Annotated in this window: 12 protein-coding genes and 1 pseudogene; 3 read left to right on the top strand and 10 right to left on the bottom strand. The window is 50.2% G+C overall.

Annotated elements, in window-relative coordinates; translation table 11 throughout:
- Positions 1 to 140 precede the first annotated feature (140 nt).
- The 3 genes from F3J38_RS21160 to F3J38_RS21150 all read right to left on the bottom strand — a co-directional run bounded on the left by F3J38_RS21160 (position 141) and on the right by F3J38_RS21150 (position 2,230).
- Positions 141 to 356 (bottom strand): hypothetical protein, encoded by a 216-nt coding sequence (locus tag F3J38_RS21160; RefSeq protein ID WP_167141645.1) that lies wholly within the window; start codon positions 354 to 356, stop codon positions 141 to 143.
- A gap of 286 nt (positions 357 to 642) precedes the next feature.
- The gene (locus F3J38_RS21155) at positions 643 to 900 is read right to left on the bottom strand and encodes a hypothetical protein (protein ID WP_167141643.1); all 258 of its coding nucleotides are present in this window, start codon (positions 898 to 900) and stop codon (positions 643 to 645) included.
- A 169-nt stretch (positions 901 to 1,069) separates the two neighbouring features.
- Positions 1,070 to 2,230, bottom strand: coding sequence for an IS30 family transposase (locus F3J38_RS21150; RefSeq protein ID WP_167141642.1), 1,161 nt, complete (start codon positions 2,228 to 2,230; stop codon positions 1,070 to 1,072).
- Between the two features lie 48 nt (positions 2,231 to 2,278).
- Here F3J38_RS21150 and F3J38_RS21145 point away from each other — a divergent pair.
- Positions 2,279 to 3,833 (top strand): annotated as a pseudogene (locus tag F3J38_RS21145) (TonB-dependent receptor domain-containing protein); the annotation flags it as partial.
- Between the two features lie 110 nt (positions 3,834 to 3,943).
- Here F3J38_RS21145 and F3J38_RS21140 read toward each other — a convergent pair.
- Together F3J38_RS21140 and F3J38_RS21135 are read right to left on the bottom strand one after the other, a co-directional pair.
- Positions 3,944 to 4,321, bottom strand: a complete 378-nt coding sequence (locus tag F3J38_RS21140; protein ID WP_369411029.1) for a hypothetical protein — start codon at positions 4,319 to 4,321, stop codon at positions 3,944 to 3,946.
- An 81-nt stretch (positions 4,322 to 4,402) separates the two neighbouring features.
- Positions 4,403 to 5,518: a metallophosphoesterase gene (locus tag F3J38_RS21135; RefSeq protein WP_167141638.1), complete on the bottom strand. Its 1,116-nt coding sequence runs from the start codon at positions 5,516 to 5,518 to the stop codon at positions 4,403 to 4,405.
- 259 nt (positions 5,519 to 5,777) lie between these two features.
- Between F3J38_RS21135 and F3J38_RS21130 the strand changes: the two genes are divergently transcribed.
- Positions 5,778 to 6,812: a LacI family DNA-binding transcriptional regulator gene (locus tag F3J38_RS21130; RefSeq protein ID WP_167141636.1), complete on the top strand. Its 1,035-nt coding sequence runs from the start codon at positions 5,778 to 5,780 to the stop codon at positions 6,810 to 6,812.
- A 48-nt stretch (positions 6,813 to 6,860) separates the two neighbouring features.
- Here F3J38_RS21130 and F3J38_RS21125 read toward each other — a convergent pair whose 3' ends face one another.
- The 5 genes from F3J38_RS21125 to F3J38_RS21105 all read right to left on the bottom strand — a co-directional run bounded on the left by F3J38_RS21125 (position 6,861) and on the right by F3J38_RS21105 (position 13,968).
- Positions 6,861 to 7,952 carry an oxidoreductase gene (locus F3J38_RS21125; protein ID WP_167141634.1) on the bottom strand — a complete coding sequence of 364 codons (1,092 nt, stop codon included), beginning with the start codon at positions 7,950 to 7,952 and terminating at the stop codon, positions 6,861 to 6,863.
- A 181-nt stretch (positions 7,953 to 8,133) separates the two neighbouring features.
- Positions 8,134 to 9,564, bottom strand: coding sequence for a sugar porter family MFS transporter (locus tag F3J38_RS21120; protein WP_167141632.1), 1,431 nt, complete (start codon positions 9,562 to 9,564; stop codon positions 8,134 to 8,136).
- Positions 9,565 to 9,578: 14 nt separating this feature from the next.
- Positions 9,579 to 10,493 (bottom strand): myo-inosose-2 dehydratase, encoded by a 915-nt coding sequence (gene iolE, locus F3J38_RS21115; RefSeq protein WP_167141630.1) that lies wholly within the window; start codon positions 10,491 to 10,493, stop codon positions 9,579 to 9,581.
- A gap of 108 nt (positions 10,494 to 10,601) precedes the next feature.
- The gene (locus F3J38_RS21110; RefSeq protein ID WP_369411028.1) at positions 10,602 to 11,471 is read right to left on the bottom strand and encodes a sugar phosphate isomerase/epimerase family protein; all 870 of its coding nucleotides are present in this window, start codon (positions 11,469 to 11,471) and stop codon (positions 10,602 to 10,604) included.
- An 82-nt stretch (positions 11,472 to 11,553) separates the two neighbouring features.
- Positions 11,554 to 13,968 (bottom strand): membrane-bound PQQ-dependent dehydrogenase, glucose/quinate/shikimate family, encoded by a 2,415-nt coding sequence (locus F3J38_RS21105; protein WP_167141628.1) that lies wholly within the window; start codon positions 13,966 to 13,968, stop codon positions 11,554 to 11,556.
- A 720-nt stretch (positions 13,969 to 14,688) separates the two neighbouring features.
- On the opposite strand from F3J38_RS21105, the gene F3J38_RS21100 reads away from it, so the two are divergent.
- Positions 14,689 to 15,708, top strand: a complete 1,020-nt coding sequence (locus F3J38_RS21100) for a tyrosine-type recombinase/integrase (RefSeq protein WP_370661735.1) — start codon at positions 14,689 to 14,691, stop codon at positions 15,706 to 15,708.
- The last annotated feature ends 103 nt before the right edge of the window (positions 15,709 to 15,811 follow it).

Genomic DNA, 15,811 nt, shown 5'->3' with positions numbered 1-15,811 from the left:
CGGACGGGCGCTGACCTCTCGGCGGAAAAGTGACTTCTGCCAGGAGGTGGCTTTTCAGAGGAACCGAAACGATTTGGATATTAAGAAAATACGCATCCCTGCGTGATTTTATTTTTTCCGGATTGTTAACAAAAGGTAGGTTACAGGAACCCCCGCATCATTTTAATATAAGACCTGCTTGTCATTCTTTTAATAAACTTTTTCGGGCAGGTGAACTTCCTGCCCTCCCAGTCAAGATTAAACCACTGAAAATCATCATCCTTTATCTTATCAATCATACTTAAAGCCTGCTCTGGCGTCCGGAAAGCATAAGCCTTCATCACGCCATCACGGGTGCACAAATCAATGTGAACCATATAACCCCCGGGTGAAAAACTACTGTGATTTCATATTATTTTAATAACACGGTAATAATAGATCTGTTTTCTCACGGTGCGTTATTTATTTTCGTTATGATTGCGTAAAAAAAAGTACCCCTGAAAAGTTGCTTAAAATACCTGATTATATTTGCGTTAAATAAACAGGAATTCTGATGGCAAAATTCCTGGTCATAAATTAAATGGATTTAACCACGTTAAATCAGGTTAGCGCATAAGATCATGCTGCATGCTCATCAGACTGATGCCTGCACATCCGGATAACCTACCCGCTGCGGCGCATGAGTTCTTTCAGGACTCCGGCCCAGCTCACGTCCTCCGCGTTCTTGCGGTTGTGGTGCAGAAATTCGGCGTGATGAAGCAACTGCTCGCCCATTTCAGCAAGTCCCTTACCGTAGCTGTCGTAAAGGTGCGCGTACTCCTCCGCCAGGTGCTGAAGCTTCAGGTTCAGCGTGTTGTGCTGTGAGGCAAAGATGTCGCGCTCCAGCGCGTTGAGTTCCATGTGCTTCAGCTTTTTTTCCAAGAGGGTTCCCTTATAGATTGCGAGAGAACAATGTAAACCGCTCACGCAGGGAAAGGCAGAACAAAAGCCCCGGCAATAGGTGATCGGTCATTCGGTTAAACTTCCTGAATATGGAGTAAACCCGAATGCAGGCAAACGGATAAGTCTTCGTCCGCTTTGTGCTGTGAGTTCAACTGATGGACGCAACACACTTATTGAACCGTTCTGCGGGTGATTCATATTCTAGCGTTTTTCTCGGTCTTTCGCTGAGCTGTCTGGCAACGCTGTTTAGTCTCTGCTGACTGTGAACCGATAAGTCAGTTCCCTTTGGAAAATATTGTCTTAGCAACCTGTTCGTATTTTCATTTGAGCCACGTTGCCAGGGAGATTGAGGATCACAGAAGTAAATCTGGATGTCTGTTGCTACAGTAAACCGGGTGTGGCTGGTCATTTCAGCTCCCCGATCCCAGCTTAATGTTTTATATAGCTCAACAGGTAATTCCCGGGCTTGTCTGATGAGTGCAGATATAACCGTTATGGTCTTGTTGTCCCTGATTTTGGCTAACATAACAAAGCGGGAATGGCGTTCTACGAGGGTGACGATATAGGAGTTTTTCGAGCCCTGGATCAGATCACCTTCCCAGTGACCAGGGATGGCTCTGTCTGAGGCTTCCGGTGGCCTTTCGCTGATAGGTATCGCATTCGGGATTTTCCCTAATCCTTTCCCTTTAAGTGATGACGTTCGGGATCTACGAACCGCTCTTCCGCTTCTGAGGCATTGCTGTAGCTCTTTTTTTAATGCCCCCCGGGTTTGTATAAAAAGCGTTTTATAAATCGTTTCGTGTGACACATGCATTTCCTGATTATCCGGATAACAGCGTTTCAGCCAACCGGCGATCTGTTCCGGCGACCAGTCCTGACGCATCTTCTCTGCAATGATTTTACACAATGTGGGGCTTTCAATTAGCTTGCAAGGTTTTGGTCTCAGAGCATTTTCCCACGCAGCAGTATCGGCTTTTGATGCACGGTATTGCTTGGCACCTCCGTGCCTCCTGACCTCGCGGCTAATCGTTGAGGGTGCTCTTGATAAGTTGGCAGCAATGTCCCTGATACTGAGTTTTGCTACCAGTCCTCTGGAAATCTCCTCTCTTTCATCAAGCGTAAGCGCTAATCGATGCCGCTTTCGAACGGGAGGACGGTAGCCACCTGTCTGGAGGATTGTGGGCATGATGGAAGAATGAAATCTGTCGAACATTCTGGCGATATCATGCAGAGAATCACCTTGCTTATATCTGTCCCAGATAATCGCCTTCTGCTCTGGCGTGTAGTTGATCCGAGTTCTTCGTTTCATGGCAACGTCCCCCCTTGATTAAGGATAGCATTGCATCGAGCCATTGAACTCACAGGTTCTGATTCCATTGGTGGTGTCGTTAACGTCATTACCAAAAAAGCTTACAACCTCGATAAGTGGACCGGTGTGCTGGAGGATAACTATTTCCTGCAGGAAAAGAGTGAGTACGGCAACACCAATCAGACCAACGCGTTCCTGATGGGGCCGATTGTTCCAGGTAAGCTGGGCGTCAGTGTGGGTGCCGATTATCTTGATCGGCGCGATGATGACAGTCCATCCGATGAGCGTTTTGTGAAGCATCAGTCTGGCAATCTCGATGCCACGGTTTCAATGTCTCCAACCGACACCCAACTGTGGGATTTGAGTGCTTCGCGTGGGCATCAGGAAAAGACGCACAGAGCGGCAAGTCCTTGGTACTGGGGCTTTGACCGCGATGCGGCCTCGCTCTCGCAACACGCCTGGTATGCCAATGACATGATTGAGGCAAAAAAACTTCATCAGCTATGAAAAGGCACGCACGGAATATCGCGTTCCTGAGATGTCACCTCAGTTCATTGAGCAACGCAACTTTGAAGCGAACAGTACCAATACGTTCTCACTGGGCGATCATAAGTTAACGCTGGGCGCCAACTTCACCCGTAACGAGCTGAATGACACTTTTGACGTGGAAGATAAGGTGGCGCCGGGCGTCACGCCTGTCAGTAAAATATCGCGCAATGGCTGGGCATTATTTGCCGAAGATGCATGGATGATGGTGCCGGACTTTACGCTGACAACGTCTGCCCATCTTGATCATGACAGCTATTTTGGTTACCACGTCACGCCTTAACATTATGGTAACTGGACGCTCAACGAGCACTGGTCGCTCAAAGGCGGTGTTTCTGCCGGGTATAAGAAGCCGGATTTGCGCGAAAACAATGCGGGCTTTACCAGCGTGTACGGCGCGTATCCCTACTCTTCCATCGGGATCGGTAATGATGAACTCAAACCGGAAAAGAGTATCAATACCGAGCTGGGACTTTACTGGCAGCAGGATGCGCTGGCCCTGGATGCCACTGTCTTCCACACCAAATTTAAAGACAAGATCAGTGACTACATGATCTGTACTCAGACGGCCACGCAGCAATGCGTTTACAACGGCTATGTTGCGGAAAGCGTGGCGCAATATTTCAACGTCAGTGATGCGGAAATCTATGGCTTAGAGCTGAATGGTGACTGGCAGGCCACTGCTAACCTGAAAATTAACGCCAACTACACCTATACGCACAGCGAGCAGAAAAGCGGTGAGTATGAGGGATATGCGTTAAGTGACTTCCCGACCAGCATGGCGAATGTCTCTCTGAGCTGGATGGCGATGAGCGATCTGGAACTGTGGACGCAGGCCAGCTGGCGCAGCAACTCTCCTGACATTGGCAAATCAAGCTCTACCGATGCTTATGCCTTGGTTGATTTGGGCGCTCGCTACCGTCTGAATAAGAACATAACCTTAATGGCGGGGGTTTATAACCTGTTTGATGCCAATCCGATTTATAAAACCTCATACAACCAGTCGGCAATGCTGGAAGGACGACGTTATAACTTAGGGGCTCGAATCGAATTCTGATGGAGGCCGGGTCGATAAGGCCCGGCAGCCAGGTTCGCGAACGCGGTGATGATACGGGGTTCGTTCTGGTCCTGTTTAACAGGACCACTCCTTTGAGACAAACTTTACTCTTAGCGGTATAAACTGGCTTTTGAATCATCGCCAGCACGATTCCAGACCTCTGCATCAGACAGCCCGGTCTCAATGAGCTCAATCGGCATACCTCCGTTGTTGATCACCGCGACATGAAAATCATCTATAGGCTCGTAAGGTCCGAGAATAACAATGTGGCCTTCAATCGCTGCTGCGAGATTGTCGACCTTGTAGGCAATATGCGGCTGACTACGCATCGGTTCGGCTAAACGACAAGCGGGTCCAAAACGATGCCATTGAATGGGGATCGGCCCGCTGAAATCGTCAGAGGTATACATGTCCACACTTTCGGCATAGCGCTCACCGGGCCTGACTTGCTCGGTGGGAATACCAATATGATGAAGTTCATAGCTCACGCCTTCTCTTCTCATTTTTGACCTCTGAATGTTTTTGCATGGCAGGGCATCACGATTTGCGTTACGCCTTTTAAGCCGCTCTTACTCTTTGCGCTGCAGCGTAATGCGGGTGAGTTCTGAGGGGCGTCCCAATCTTATCGCCATGCCTGACCAGAGAGCAGTTCCGTTATTCACATAAAGCTGCATGCCATCAACCTCATAAAGCCCCGAAACAAAACCCGCATTCGGTTTGGCAAACAGCTTATCAAAACCCAGAATCAGTCCGCCGTGCGTATGACCGGATAATTGCAAATCGACGTTGTGCATCGCGTTATTACGGGCATTTTTGGGTTGATGATCGAGCAGCACCACTGGGGCATTAGCGGGGCTTCCTCGCAGCGCTTTCTCAAGATCGGGACCGGTAGCCTCTCGGCGGGATGCGGAGGTATCGGGCAAGCCTGCAATGACTAATTCTGCCTCACCACGTTTGATGATCCTGTGGCTGTTGAACAGAGGTTGCAGCCCCAATGTCGCGAGATGCTCGGTCCATCGCTGCTGTTCAAAGAAATATTCGTGATTGCCGGTGATAGCAAATACGCCATCTGGCGCATGCAAACCTTTCAAGGGTTCCACGTCGTTTATACGATTTTCAACCGTTCCATCAATGACATCGCCCGTCACCAAGATAATATCAACGTCCAGCGTCATCGCCTTTTTCACCATGGCGGCAGTCCATGCGGCGTTGAAGAGTTTGGTGATATGCAGATCCGTCAGCTGCAGCAGCCGGTAGCCCTCAAACTCGCGAGGAAGATTCTCAATTTTGATGGTCACTTCTTTCACAGGCGGCACGCGTATAGCCTGATGAACACCGACCGCCGCCATTACCATGGCAAAGAGTGCCGCCGCATAACGAACGCTGGGGATAATCGTCAACGGAAGCCGTATCAGAAGTGAAAATACAGCCACGACATCAATGAGTAATTGCGTAAACGCGAGGAGCAAAACCGTGCCGAATGCCCAGTTGAACAGGATAGTAATCACACGCGGCATCTCAGGAGAAAAGATACCGCCCGGCGTAAAGCGGCTAATCAACAGGTACTGTGAAGCCAGTAACACCACCAGAGACAAGATGATTTTTAAAACGAGTGGCATGGCCAATGGAAAAACGAATCGTGCGATAACATACCAACTCGGTATGCTAAAAATCAGATGAAACATCACTTTCTTCCCTGTTTATCAACGCTGAAGCAGCGTAAAAATTAAACTTTGCGTCAGTAAATGATGACTATAGCAAAAGTCTGTTAGAGGCCGTTTTGTGGCGACTCGATTGTCGCCAATCCGCCCTATTATGATGCGGGCATGTCTCATTAAATTAACAAAATGAGACATCAATAGAGGTCTTGGTGTGTCAGATTGATTGCTTGAGGCTTAAACGTTACCATCAAATAAATAGACAAGTGACTGCAGGCTATTGTTAATGAACCGCAAACCCACAATGAAAGAGCTTGTTGATGCAACTCAGCTCAGCAGAGCGACCATCGATCGCGTTTTGAATAATCGTCCTGGCGTAAATCCCAAAACTATTGAGATGGTTCAACGCGCATACTCATCACTGCTGGTCGAGGCTGCTGGCTTAATTCAGACCCCCACGGTTCAATCAGGCAGTAAATTTTCTGTCGTTGTACAGGCCGGAGATGAGTACAACGCATCGCTGAAAGCGGCGGCTAAAAGAATTGAAGCCCATATTGGACTCAAAGGTATTGCGCTTGATATTTGCTGCTGCTCAGATGTTAATGATGATGAAGTCATCAGGCTACTAAATATCCAGGCTGAGCATGCTGATGGCGTTGCGATTGTGGCTAAAAATACCCCAGCTATTAACGCTGCTGTGCATAAGTTGAAATTGCGTGGCAAACATATCATTGCGCTAGTGAGCGATCTGGATCCCGATGTCAGAGATGCTTATGTCGGTATAAATAACCGCGCTGCAGGGCAGGCTGCTGGGTTCATTCTTGGCAGGCACTTGCAATATTGCACCGATGCTAGTGTTGCTGTCATCGTAGGAACCTTGTCTTACAGTTGCCACGACGACAGGGAAATGGGTTTCAGAGCTCAAATTCGTAAAACATTTCCAGCCGTGAGTGTTTCTGAGGTTATTTCGGGTAATGATAATACGCAGCAAACTTATGATGCTGCCATTCAGCTACTCAATACTGATAAAAATATTCGTGCAATTTACAACGTTGCTGGGGGGAATGCGGGTCTCGCCGCAGCGCTGGATGAGTTTAAAACTGAAGTCAGGCCTATTTTAGTGACGCATGAGGTGAATGACGTAACCGAGAAGTTGATACTTGATGAGAAGATTGACTATATAATCTCTCAAGATATGTCTCAATTACTAACGGAAACAGTTGAGAAACTCCTTAAAATTAAGGAAGGAAGCCATTATGGCACGCACACTTTTCTTCCTATTGAAATCATTACCCGATTTACGCTGCCAACGGTGATGTAAAGCTAAAGGTATTCTGGCAGTGTAAAACAGCCAGAATACCCATTCAGGTTACAGACTTGTTTTTGAATGTAAGGCCCACTCTTCTTTTTCGGCAGAGGTTAAGGGCAATGCAACGGTCGAACCTTCTTTCTCAGAAGCATATGCCGCGTCAATAACGGCCATGACTGCAATAGCTTGCAAAGGTGTAACCGGGTTCTGCCGCAGTCCCCGCAGGGTGTCACGGATGGCAAAATAATACTGACGCTGGTCACCTTTGGGCGTCGGCTGGGGGGATGGGATTAAATTGGCGTCAAACAGGATGACATTATGCGCATCAACACCCCATTCCGGCGCTCCTGGTTTGATACCTGATATCAACTGGTTTTCCTGCTTGTCGGCCTCTTTTTTGGATGCGGAGCCTTCCGTGCCGTGCACAGTGAAACGTGAGACGCCACCGGCTGAAAGCATCGTACAATTTAATATGACTTTATGCTTTGCATAATTTAAAACCACATGCGCCCAGTCATCAATTTCAGCGTTATCACGCAGGTTAGCAATGTTTGCCTGAATGGATTCCGGTAAACCGAATAGCTGTAATGCCTGGTCCGCGATATGGGGGCCGATATCAAACCACAGACCACTGCCTAGTAAATTCTTATCGCGCCAGCGATCTATCACCTGAGGCTGGAATTTATCAATATGAGACTCAAAATGAACAATGCGCCCAAGTTTGCCACTTTCAATCGCGGCTTTAATGCCGAGGTAATCACTGTCCCAGCGACGATTATGAAAAACGGAAAGCAAAACCTGATTTTCTTCCGCAACCTGTTGCAGGGGACGAGCCTGGTCAAGGGTTAACGTGAAAGGCTTATCGACGACAACATTTTTACCGGCTTTTAAGGCAATTTCTGCCAGAGGGGCATGGGTTTCATTGGGGGTCGCCAGCACCACTAAATCAATATCGCTATCCTTTATCGCTTCTTCGGCTGAACTCACCACGGTCACGTCAGGGAAATCAGCTTTCACTTTATTGACCTGGCTTGAAACAACGGTTTTAAGGCGTAAGCCTTCAATGGCACTGAGCAAAGGACCATGAAAATATTGGCCGACATATCCATAGCCAATAAGGGCTACATTGATCGTTAACGCTTTATTGTTCATAGAGGTTCCTGATGGATTTTTGGGGCGTGAATTTTCGTCAATGTGAAACACAGCGAATACAACCTCCCGATTTCGGCCGTAATAAATATCACCTGCCCAAAGAGTGAATCTCCTCCTCTGGCAGATGATATGAGTCATACTGGATACCGGGACTGGCCTTCGTTCTGTTATTTCCGCGAGATCAGACTTTCTCCGTCTGCACAGACAGCGTATTTTTCAGCATCTTCGCTTCTGCTACCTTTTCGATATCTTCCAGCGCGACGCCGCGGGTTTCCGGCACATAGCGCGACAAGAACCAGTAACAGAACGCGTTGAACACCACGAAGATCCACATGGAGAACGCGCCATGGAACTGTTCCTGCAACCAGGCATTGTCATTGACGATCGGGAACACCAGAGTGATCAGGAAGTTGGTGACCCACATCAGGCCCACGGCCAACCCCATGCTGGATTCGCGGATTCTGTCCGGGAAAATTTCCGAGATCATCACCCAAGCACCTGCACCCCACCCCATACCAAAGAACAACGTAAAGATCAGGATGCCGCTAATGGCGATATAGCCGACATCATTGGTATACAGACCCCAGGAGGCGATCAGCAGCCCTGTGATGGCCCCCACGGTGCCAATCTTCATGATCGGCAGACGGCCATAATGGTCAAACAGGTGCATGCCGATAAACGCGCCAACACCATTGAGCAAGGCCACAAAAATGGTTTCGAAGAAGATAATGTCTTTATTACTGGTGGTGCCTTCCAGCATCATCGGCGTGTAGTAGTTGATGACGTTGATGCCGGTAAATTGCTGCAGAATCGCAATGGCCACCCCAACCACCAGGATATAGCGCAGTACCGGATTTTCCGGCATCACGCCCTTGCGCGCCGTGGTTGATTTTTTGGCAGCAGAAGATGGCAGTTGGAACAATTGACGCGCCTCTTCCTGATTAAACTCCGGATAGATACGCGAGAGCACTTTGATCGCCTGCTCGCCTCGGTTATGCCGGATGCACCAGTGCGGTGACTCAGGAACCAGAATGATCAAGACCAGCATCGCCACCGACGGCACCAGCTGTACCGCCATCATGATCCGCCAGCCGGTTTCTACCATCCATGCCTGCGGCATGCCACGCGCAATCAGATAGTTGACGGTAAATACCACCAACACACCGGCCACGATAGAGAGATCGTAAGTACCGGTGGCTTTACCACGCATTTTTGCCGGCGAGATTTCAGAGATATACATTGGCGTCACCGTTGCCGCCAGTCCCACGGCGATGCCGCATATCAGGCGTGCGCCGGTAAACAGCGTAAACGAATCGGCTACTGCAGAGAGATAAGATGTGATGACAAACAGGATGGCGCTGGCCAACATCACCGGCTTGCGCCCGGTTTTATCCGCCATTTTCCCGGCGGTCAGCGCACCGATGACGCCACCAAAGATGATGCTGGACACTGCCCAGCCGGTTTCCATTGAGTTCAGCCCGAAGCTTTTCTTAATCGATTCCAGCGTAGCGGCAATCACCCCTTCGGAGTAGCCAAACATAAATCCGCCCGCGGCGGCAGCCAGGCAGAGCATATACACGTAGCGGGCATTAAACCTGTGTTGATAAGACATAGTATTGCTCTCCTTTATGCCCGGGCAGGCAGGATAGTGCTTAGCCAGTCACACGCTCTGGCAACAGTGATGTCAGGGCGCTCAAGCGAAGGATCCTGCTCGGCTTCCACTACCACCCAGCCCTGGTAACCAGAGCTGTTGATAAACTCGAACAGCGGCAGAAAATCGATCGCGCCGTCGCCAGGGATGGTAAACATGCCGGCCCGTACCGCCTCGTTGAAAGAGAGGTCTTTGCTGCGTACGGTGTTCAGAATTTGTGAACGCACATCTTTCAGATGGATATGCTTAATACGTGGGCTAAATTCATTAATCAGATCGACATAACTAAACCCGCCTGTCAGTGCATGCCCGGTATCCAGCAGCAGGCCAACTTCATCACCGGTTGCTGCCATTAGCTGGCGAACTTCATCCAGCGTTTCTACCACCATCATCAGGTGATGGTGATACGCCATTGCCAGACCGTAGCGTTGCGCCAACTCTCTGGCGAATTCGGTCAGCCGTGCGCCATAAGCCGCCATCTGCTCCGGGTTCAAGCGGCGGCGGCGAGACATGGGCACATCCAACGCGTTTTCCGCCATTGCGGCACACTCGCCATACACCATCACCTGCGCACCAGTTTTTTGCAGCAGCGTGGCAAACTCATGCACCGCGCTCAGTTCCTCATCCACGCTGCGCTCAGCCAGAAATCCGCTGTGCCAGCCGGATGCGAGTGAGAGTTGATAACCGGATAACAGCGTATTCAGTTCATCAGGATTGCGGGGAAATAAGCGGCTCATCTCGACGCCCTCATAGCCCGCGGCCAATGCACCCGTCAGACATATATCTGCCGTGGCATCTTTCCCAAACTCTTCAATCACTTCATTGGCCCATGAAAGCGGACTGATGGCCACTCTCACTGATAAGCGCGGAGCTTTGATCGTTTTATTCATATTATTCTCTCAGTCACTCATTGGTATAGGGAGGTAATAAAGGCGATGACAATCCGAAGTGATTAATTAATAATGATTGTTATCACCCAAAGCCTGATGTTTTTTAAATTAAAAAGCGTATTGCTTAATAGAGGCTAACAGTTCCTTGGTTAATAGCGCTGGATCACGTTCCCATAAGCGTGGGCTGATTAATTCAATCGACCAGGCTCCGTTATATCCAGTAGATTTAACGGCTTCTGACCAGGCGCGCAGATCGATTTCACCTTCTCCCGGTACGCAGTCGCGTAATACCGTTTCATCCCAGGGTTCCTCAGGGCTGTGAGGCACGCGGCCGTCGCCGAAGTGCACACCAAAAATCATTGCTTTATCCATCGTCGCGACATCCTCTGGCGTGGCGCCAGAGGCATAGAAGTGCCAGAAATCTACTACCACACCGACATTCTTCTTACCGATACGGCGGATCACTTCCCGCGCCTGGCTTAGCGTGCGGAATTTGGTAAAAGCAGGCAGTTCAATCATATAGCGAATACCGTGCTGCTCACCGATGGCGGCAATAGCAGCAATATTCTCGCTCATGATGTCCATGATCTTCTCGTCGGAATAGTGGTCGAGGCCGGTACGCGGCAAGATCATAACGGTTTCCGTACCCAGCTCAACGGCTTCACGGGTGATCTTTTCCGCTTCAGCCAGTAGCTGCTGTTTTTCACTTCCCTGATGCCTTTCAATTCTGTCCAGCGCGCTTAGAAAAGAAATAGAGAGTCCTGCATCAGCAATTATCTTTTTTATTTCCTGCGTCGTTCCGCCATTCTCTAAATAACGCACTAGTTTAGGATAAAAGATTTCTAATGCATCGTAACCTGCCTCTTTAGCGAGGCGTACATCCGTAATTAAATTACCGTGACTGGTCGAAATACCGTGTAAAGAGGTCAGCATTATATTCACCATAGTATGCGGATAATAAGATCGTGATTCCGGCAACAGATTTTCTTTATTGTGCTGCCCGGCATGCGCTCTACATATGCAGAGCGCCGTTTAACAGACTAATTAAGGTAAAAGTGAATCAGGGTAAGGCGTAGGCAATAACATAATCGCCGCGATTTTTGTTGGTGCCGGTACGAGTCGCACCGCCATCCACCACCACGATGTACTGTTTACCATCCTTACCGATATAGCTCATGGGTGTGCCCTGGCCGCCGACTGGCAGACGGGTACGCCAGACTTCTTTGCCGGTGTCGTTATCGAACGCGCGCAGGTAATAGTCCAACGTACCGTGGAAGAAGCTCAGTCCACCCGCCGTGACCAGCGGACCGCCGAGGTTCGGCATGCCCAGCGGAATATACAGGTTCGGTACAATACCTTCTTTCGGTAAGAAGTTGTTGTGGATTGGCGCATCCTGGATTCCACCCAGCGGCACCTGCCATTTCACCTTGTTACTCGCAAGGTCGATAGCAGTCAGTGAACCGAACGGCGGTTTAAAGCACGGCGTACCCAGTGGTGACAGGAACATACCGCGTTCCACGCCCCACGGCGTGCCCTTCTGCTCGGAGTATTCGCCTTCAGTTGACGGCTTCAGGCCGCCTTTTGCTGCTTCCTCACGAGACAGGAAACGTCCCACCATCGCCATGCGAATGTCGTTGACGTAGAGCGTACCGGTAGCAGGGTTGATCGCCATGCTGCCCCAGTTCTGGCCACCGTAATAACCTGGCCAGATCAGCGTGTCCTGCTTATCCGAAAGCGGCGTCCACTCACCTTCATAGCGCAATTTCTTAAACTGGACGCGACAATAGAGCTGATCGAAGATTGTTGCTCCCCACATATCAGACTCTTTCAGCTTATCAACGCCCACGGAGAGCGCGGAATAAGGCTGGGTTTCAGAAACCTGCATGCCTGGCATCACATCGGTTGGCACTTTACGCTGCTCTACCGGGTAGACCGGCTTGCCGGTGCGGCGATCCAGCACAAAGATCTGACTGCGTTTCGTGCCCTGGATGATTACCGGAATGGTTGTGCCATCCTTTTGTGGCATGTCGTAGAGAATCGGCTGCGTTGAAACGTCGTAGTCAAACTGGTCAATGTTGGCGGTACGGAAGTGCCAACGCTCCTTGCCGGTTTTCAGATCAATGGCCACGATGGCATCGGTGTACTCGTTAGAGTACGGATGGCGATTGCCGGTCCAGAAGTCTGGCGTCTGGTTACCTGTCGGGAAATAAGCCAGACCCAGTTTAGGATCGTAAGCGGCCGTGCCCCAGAAGTTAGGCGTTTCAAGCGGGTAGGTCTCACCGGCTGGCAGCGGGCTGCTGTCGCTGGCACCGCGTTTCGCATCCCAGGCCCACAGGATCTTACCGCTGACCACATCATATCCTCGGACCACACCGCCAGGTTCGCCCACGGTGAGGTTATCGTTCAGACGTCCACCTACCATGATCACACCATCGGCCACCAGTGGCGCAGAGGTCACGTTATAGCTACCCTGCTGGCCGCCTTTGGCGTCAGCGGGCATGTTCACGGTCAGATCGACGTAACCGCCGTTACCAAAGTCTTCACAGAGTTTGCCGGTTTCGGCATCCAGCGCGACGATGCGGGCATCAATGGTGGTTTCAATGATGCGTTTGCGACAAGTGGCCGCCGTGGCAACCCCACCCGTAGTTGGGTTATCAGTCGGCAACTGGTCGAGATCGGCATAACCCACCCCACGGCATCGCTTCCAGCCTTTGTCGCTTTCAAAGACTGTCGGGTGTGGATCAAAACGCCACTTCTCCTTGCCCGTGGTGGCATCAACCGCAATCACTTTATTCAGCGGAGTACACAGGTAAACCGTGTCAGCTACTTTTAGCGGTGTAACCTGATATTCAGCACCATCAATCGCCATGTCGCCGGTACGATAGGTCCAGGCGACTTTCAGGTCCTTAACATTGCTTTTGTTGATCTGGTCAAACTGGACATATTTTTCGCCGAGGGTATTACGCCCCCAAGCTGACCAGTCGTTGCCCCCCTCATGACCAGCCTGAGGATTGATCACCTGTACAGCTTCGCCCGATGCGGTGACTTCCGCATGTGGAACAAAAATGCCGCTAATCAGTGCGACCAGTGCAACAAAGAAGGCCCCCGCCGTGGTAAATGCCGACTTCTTAGGTGCCGGCAGACCATTTTTATGGGTCAACCACGGCACACACATCGATGCCAGCATGGCGATACCGAGGAACACCGTAACGCGCGGCAGGAATTGCCAGAAGTCATCACCGATTTCCCAGCAGGCCCAAATTACACTGTAAAGCGCCAGTACCAACGCTACCGGCCAGGCAAAGAAACGCCTGCGCAGTAGGCCGTAGCCCGTGATGCACAACAAGATCCCTGCGAATAAATAGAACCAAGCTCCCCCTAATACTGCGAGATACGCACCGCCTGCGGCCAGTGCAGCCCCCGCGAGAGTCACCAGTGCGCCGATAACGCCTAGTAGCCAAACAGATTTTCTCATTTCGTCTTCTTCCACTTACTTGCCATTGTTATATATGAGGTGTTGCCTGATGTGTCATTTGTCTAACATTGAAACCAGACGAATCATTATAGAGACAAAATAGATCAATTGAGACAACCAAGACAATGAAAGAAGATCAAAACTGAGACATAAATCGAATTTTTGTTTCAATTAAACCTGAGAATGAATCATGCCATCTATAAAAGCTCAGAGTGAGCGCCGTCGGCCACATCATGGCATGTCATTCATTGGGGATTGATTTAATAATGAGGTAAAAAGACTCAATTGATGGGTGTCACCTTCCAGCCTGAATCAGTTACATTACTTACTTCGCCTGACGTCACAACAGGTCGTTGTATTAAGCGAAAAGGCTACATCGATCCGCTTAGGTGTAAGCTCACCCAGGTACTGAATTTCTGAAGGGCCTAAATCCCAGATTTACTTCACCGGGTTTATTAAACCTACTCACCTCTGTCTCAAAAGGAGTCATCGATCGCAAGTTTGATCCTAACTTCATATAATTGACCTTATATGAAGTTAGGATCCAACCAATGATCTTGGTATCATAAGGATCTTGAGGCCCATACGCTGGCCCTACCTACACAAAAGACTTAGGCAGCGCTACGTAAATTCTGCAGGGTAATTCCCCTGATTTTTCCTCAGATTTAACGTAGCGACGCCTGAGCGATTTTTGTCTAAAAAGCGGACAATATGGCCGATATGACACCAATTGCAGGACTTATAGCAACTGACGGCCACGACATTGCCGAGCGTCTGCGTGAATTCGTGCAGGATCGCGAGGCATTCTCTGACAACACGTGGAACCAGTTGCTGAGTGTGATGCGTATTGGCAGTCGATGGGCTGATGAGCACGGTCGAAGCTTCCTGCCGATGTCACCCGCCGATCTGCGTGACTATCTACTGTGGTTACAAGCGTCAGGACGTGCTTCTTCCACGGTCAGCACGCATGCTGCGCTGATCTCGATGTTACACCGTAACGCCGGGCTGGTTCCACCTAACAGTTCTCCGCAGGTTTTTCGCGCGGTAAAGAAGATTAACCGCGCCGCAGTGATCAGCGGTGAACGTGCGGGCCAGGCCGTCCCGTTCCGGATTGGTGACTTGCTGACCCTTGACCAGCGATGGTCAGATAGTGAACGCCTGCAGCAAATACGTGATCTGGCCTTCTTACATGTGGCCTACGCTACTCTGCTGCGCGTCAGCGAGTTGGGGCGCCTGCGTGTGCGTGATATATCACGCGCGGCTGATGGCAGGATCGTGCTGGATGTGGCCTGGACCAAAACCATTGTGATGACCGGCGGACTGATTAAGGGGCTGGGCGACCTGTCATCCCAGCGGCTTACCGAGTGGTTGACTCTGTCAGGCCTTAATGCGGAACCGGATGCCTTTATTTTTGGCCCCGTTCACCGGACCAACTGCGCCAGAGTAGAAACCAGTAAACCGCTATCCACCCGTGCGTTAGAGGATATTTTTGCCCGCGCCTGGCAGGAAGCCGGCCCCGGCCAAGACGCAAGGAGCAACAAAAATCGTTATCGTGGATGGTCAGGCCATAGCACGCGCGTGGGTGCCGCTATTGATATGGCCACGAAAAAGTACAGTACCGCGCAGATCATGCAGGAAGGAACGTGGAAAAAGGCAGAAACGGTGATGCGCTATATACGACATGTCGATGCGCATGCAGGAGCCATGGTTGATTTCATGGATCAACACATTAAAGTCTGAGCTGCCCCCTCCATGCCTGTGATCACTTATTCGCGTCAGTATTACTGTTTTCACTGAAAAGTGCGTATTTATTACTCTTTTCATTCTCCTGTTAGCGAAAATT

This window comes from Candidatus Pantoea formicae (assembly GCF_011752625.1).
GTDB classification, from domain to species: Bacteria; Pseudomonadota; Gammaproteobacteria; order Enterobacterales; family Enterobacteriaceae; genus Pantoea; species Pantoea formicae.
This window is presented reverse-complemented; position numbering and strand designations above follow the sequence as displayed.

Coding starts and splice junctions, on each gene's coding strand:
- F3J38_RS21160 (WP_167141645.1), bottom strand. CDS start 356: ATGGTTCACATTGATTTGTGCACCCGTGATGGCGTGATGAAGGCTTAT.
- F3J38_RS21150 (WP_167141642.1), bottom strand. CDS start 2,230: ATGAAACGAAGAACTCGGATCAACTACACGCCAGAGCAGAAGGCGATT.
- F3J38_RS21135 (WP_167141638.1), bottom strand. CDS start 5,518: ATGTTTCATCTGATTTTTAGCATACCGAGTTGGTATGTTATCGCACGA.
- F3J38_RS21130 (WP_167141636.1), top strand. CDS start 5,778: ATGAACCGCAAACCCACAATGAAAGAGCTTGTTGATGCAACTCAGCTC.
- F3J38_RS21125 (WP_167141634.1), bottom strand. CDS start 7,952: ATGAACAATAAAGCGTTAACGATCAATGTAGCCCTTATTGGCTATGGA.
- F3J38_RS21120 (WP_167141632.1), bottom strand. CDS start 9,564: ATGTCTTATCAACACAGGTTTAATGCCCGCTACGTGTATATGCTCTGC.
- iolE (WP_167141630.1), bottom strand. CDS start 10,493: ATGAATAAAACGATCAAAGCTCCGCGCTTATCAGTGAGAGTGGCCATC.
- F3J38_RS21105 (WP_167141628.1), bottom strand. CDS start 13,968: ATGAGAAAATCTGTTTGGCTACTAGGCGTTATCGGCGCACTGGTGACT.
- F3J38_RS21100 (WP_370661735.1), top strand. CDS start 14,689: ATGACACCAATTGCAGGACTTATAGCAACTGACGGCCACGACATTGCC.